Source organism: Mucilaginibacter sp. (assembly GCF_036383575.1).
Classification (GTDB): Bacteria; Bacteroidota; Bacteroidia; order Sphingobacteriales; family Sphingobacteriaceae; genus Mucilaginibacter.
On record NZ_DASVOB010000615.1, the window covers coordinates 1 to 3,503 of the forward strand.

The 3,503-nt window shown below is 41.1% G+C and carries 4 protein-coding genes; all 4 read right to left on the bottom strand.

Annotation, left to right across the window (positions count from 1 at the left end; genetic code table 11):
• On the bottom strand, window positions 1-1,246 hold a 1,246-nt coding region (locus VF500_RS21870), incomplete at its 3' end, for a hypothetical protein (protein ID WP_330861716.1).
• Window positions 1,247-1,329: 83 nt separating this feature from the next.
• A complete protein-coding gene (fabD, locus tag VF500_RS21875) occupies window positions 1,330-2,217 on the bottom strand; it encodes an ACP S-malonyltransferase (RefSeq protein ID WP_330861717.1) in 888 nt (295 codons plus the stop codon).
• A gap of 92 nt (window positions 2,218-2,309) precedes the next feature.
• Window positions 2,310-2,951 carry a GTP cyclohydrolase I FolE gene (gene folE / locus VF500_RS21880; RefSeq protein WP_330861718.1) on the bottom strand — a complete coding sequence of 214 codons (642 nt, stop codon included), beginning with the start codon at window positions 2,949-2,951 and terminating at the stop codon, window positions 2,310-2,312.
• A gap of 9 nt (window positions 2,952-2,960) precedes the next feature.
• Complete coding sequence (locus VF500_RS21885; protein ID WP_090534603.1) at window positions 2,961-3,377, bottom strand: 6-pyruvoyl trahydropterin synthase family protein; 417 nt, start codon at window positions 3,375-3,377, stop codon at window positions 2,961-2,963.
• Between the last annotated feature and the right edge of the window lie 126 nt (window positions 3,378-3,503).

Genomic DNA, 3,503 nt, shown 5'->3' on the forward strand with positions numbered 1-3,503 from the left:
CAAACACAACAGTAGTTATGGCTATTCCGAATAAGAGCAGGAATAACTGGTGAGTTCGCGGTACATTAAGCTTCAGGCATATGGTTAAAACAATTTCATTGAGCAGGTAAAATATCAAAAAGCTAAAGCACAGCATTAATACCCCCAATATGCTGAACCCTGTTAAGCTGAGTACATTATTTACATCAAAATTGATTTTTGAGTTGATAACCAAGCCATAAAACAAACTTAACAATGAAGTTGATACGACTATAAGTGTTAGAATAGAAATAACAACTATAATGTAGCCTGTGGTTTTATTTTGTATATCATTCAAAAATTTGCGCCGCTGCCTGTACACAAAAGCTACAAACCAAAAAATGACCAGGATATTGATACAAAAATCGCCCAGCGAAGGATAAACCAGGCTTGAGCCATAAAATATGGGATTGAAGATACTGAGCTTATAAGTAAAATCGGGCAGGTTATAGTGCAGGTTAACAAACCTGAACAGCGCAATATATAAGGCCAGGAATATGATGGATAACACTACATACCCTTTTGACGCTACATAGCTGCAAATATTATGCATCAGGATACAAAGCGTAATAGCCGTCAGGATCCAGAATGAAAGTTCATAGTACACAAAATCATTATTGGTACCATTATTCTTAAGCTTTACCGAAAACAGGTAATCATTATCGCTGCTATGAACCTCGTAAACATTGATATCTGTAAAATCGGCTATGTCAATGTTATCATCGTCCAGCAGGTCTTTTGCAAATTTGTTTTGAAGGTATTTGTTCTGAAAAGCATAATTGATCTTTACCGGGATAAAGAAGATAACCGAAAAGTTGCCCTCCGTTTTCCGGAAGGTTTCATAATATCCATTAGGCTGCTGAATAAATGAATAACCCTCTTTAATGGTATTTGTACTATCGGGCAATACTTTGATACCGCTCCAAAAGCTTAATTTATTATTGGTTAGGGTTATAAACCAAATGCTGTTTTGGGTAGTAAAATTTTCAATAGCATTAATGGCATCCTGCTCATTATTGCGCAGGTTCATCATCTTTTTAAAGCGTCCGGTGCCGTTAAGCTGCTTATTTATAAAAGCCTCCTTGTTATGGAGGTTATCTTCCAAAACCCGGGCAGACTGCACAAGGCTGTTTACAGGCGTATATGTTTTTTGAACAATAATAGCTGTAAACAGTAAACTAAGCCCTAAAAGAGCAAGCAATAGGCGTATTTTTCCGGAAGTAGTCAAGATGTTGCTATACTATGGATTTTTTGTTTATTACAAGCCTATAACAAAAATAAAAGCCACATGTTGTATGTGGCTTTTAAAAATTATTGCGGTAACACGGCGCTTGCTGTTATCACGGTTTTATCAACCTTTTTAACAAGCCCCTGCAGTACATTGCCCGGCCCCACTTCGGTAAATGACGTGGCGCCATCTTCAAGCATATGCATTACTGTTTGCGTCCATCTAACAGCACCGGTAAGCTGGGCAATCAGGTTTTTCTTGATCAGCTCGGGATCTGTATATGGTTTGGCATCAATATTTTGATAGATCGGGCATACCGGGGATTTAATTTCAGTTGCAACAATGGCTGCTTCAAGCTCAACTCTTGCGGCTTCCATTAATGGCGAGTGGAACGCGCCACCTACTTTCAGCTTCAAAGCACGTTTAGCACCGGCCTCGGTCATTTTAATACATGCCTCATCAATACCGGCAATTGAACCTGATATTACCAATTGTCCGGGGCAGTTATAGTTTGCAGGCACAACCACTTCGCTTATGCGCTCGCAAATATCTTCAACAGTAAAATCATCCAACCCTAAGATAGCGGCCATGGTTGATGGCTGTATTTCACAGGCTTTCTGCATAGCATTGGCACGGGCAGCTACTAAACGTAAACCATCTTCAAAGGTTAAAGCACCTGCGGCAACAAGGGCCGAAAACTCGCCCAGTGAATGACCGGCAACCATTTCGGGCTGAAAGTCATCACCCAAAACGGTAGCTAAAATAGTGGAGTGTAAGTAAATAGCAGGCTGGGTAACATTGGTTTGCACCAGGTCTTCGGCAGTACCTTCAAACATTACATCGGTAATGCGGAAACCTAAGATCTCGTTAGCTTTTTCAAACAGCTCACGTGCTTTTTCTGACTGGTCGTACAGGTCCTTGCCCATACCTACAAACTGGGCACCCTGGCCCGGGAAAATATATGCTTTCATTAGCCCCCTAACCCCCTAAAGGGGGAATTTTGTTTTAGTGTTTATAATATAATTATTAGCTCCCATCACTCCCCCTTTAGGGGGCCGGGGGGCTAACTTAGTTTAGATGATATCAAATTCAAAAACTCAGTTCTTGTTTTTTCTTTCAGGAACTCGCCGGTAAAGGCTGAGGTTGTGGTTACCGAGTTCTGTTTTTGTACACCGCGCATGCTCATGCACAAGTGACGGCATTCAATTACCACACCTACGCCATAAGGGTTCAGGGTTTGCTGAATACAATCGCGGATCTCGTTAGTTAAACGTTCCTGCACCTGCAAACGGCGGGCAAATACATCAACTACCCGGGGTATCTTGCTTAAGCCAACCACATGCCCGTTAGGGATATAGGCCACATGAGCTTTGCCAAAAAATGGCAACATATGGTGTTCACACATCGAGTATACTTCAATGTCTTTCACTACCACCATCTGGCTGTAATCTTCCTTAAACTTGGCCGAGTTCAGGATCTCTTCGGCGTTAAGCTCGTAACCGTGGGTTAAATAAAGCATGGCTTTGGCTACACGCTCGGGGGTTTTTAACAAACCTTCGCGCTCGGCATCTTCGCCTATTTGCTTTAATACGTTGTGGTAGTTTCCCTTTAAACTATCAATACGCTCCTGGTTGTAACGATCTATTTTAATGTATCCGCCGAAATCGTCATCGTCGGTATCCTGGCTAAATTGTGAATCGCTCATCTTATAAAATTAACCGCCAAAATACTCGGCAGAATTGTTTTCGGTTTCGTACAGCTTAACCGAATGTAAAAACACACCCTCGTAAGCTTCAATAGGTCCTTTTAATTGATTAAAGATCTCAATGCAGAGCAACTCGGTCGATGCCATTTTGCCGGCCATAAAATCAACATCTTTATTGATGTTTTTATGGTCAAGCTTTTCAATAACATATTCGTTGATAATTATCTTCAGCTCTTTTAAATCGATAAGATAGCCGGTGGCGTGCGTGACCTCGCCCTTTACAGTTACAAACAGGTTGTAATTGTGACCATGCCAATTGGGGTTTGCGCATTTGCCAAACACCTCAAAGTTTTTTTCAGCGCTCCATTCCTCACGGTACATCCGGTGAGCGGCATTAAAATGTTCCTTGCGCGTTATATGTATCATCATAACAAAAGTGGGTGCAAATATACAAAACAAAAACAGGTGAGTTGTTTTATATTAGCCGTCAAAATAATGCAATATGCTTATACTCATTGTTGCAGCTACCAAATTTGAGGTTGAACCGTTGGT

Bases quoted from the DNA above. Each gene is read 5' to 3' on its own strand.
- VF500_RS21885 (WP_090534603.1), bottom strand. From the start codon at position 3,377: ATGATACATATAACGCGCAAGGAACATTTTAATGCCGCTCACCGGATG.
- fabD (WP_330861717.1), bottom strand. From the start codon at position 2,217: ATGAAAGCATATATTTTCCCGGGCCAGGGTGCCCAGTTTGTAGGTATG.
- folE (WP_330861718.1), bottom strand. From the start codon at position 2,951: ATGAGCGATTCACAATTTAGCCAGGATACCGACGATGACGATTTCGGC.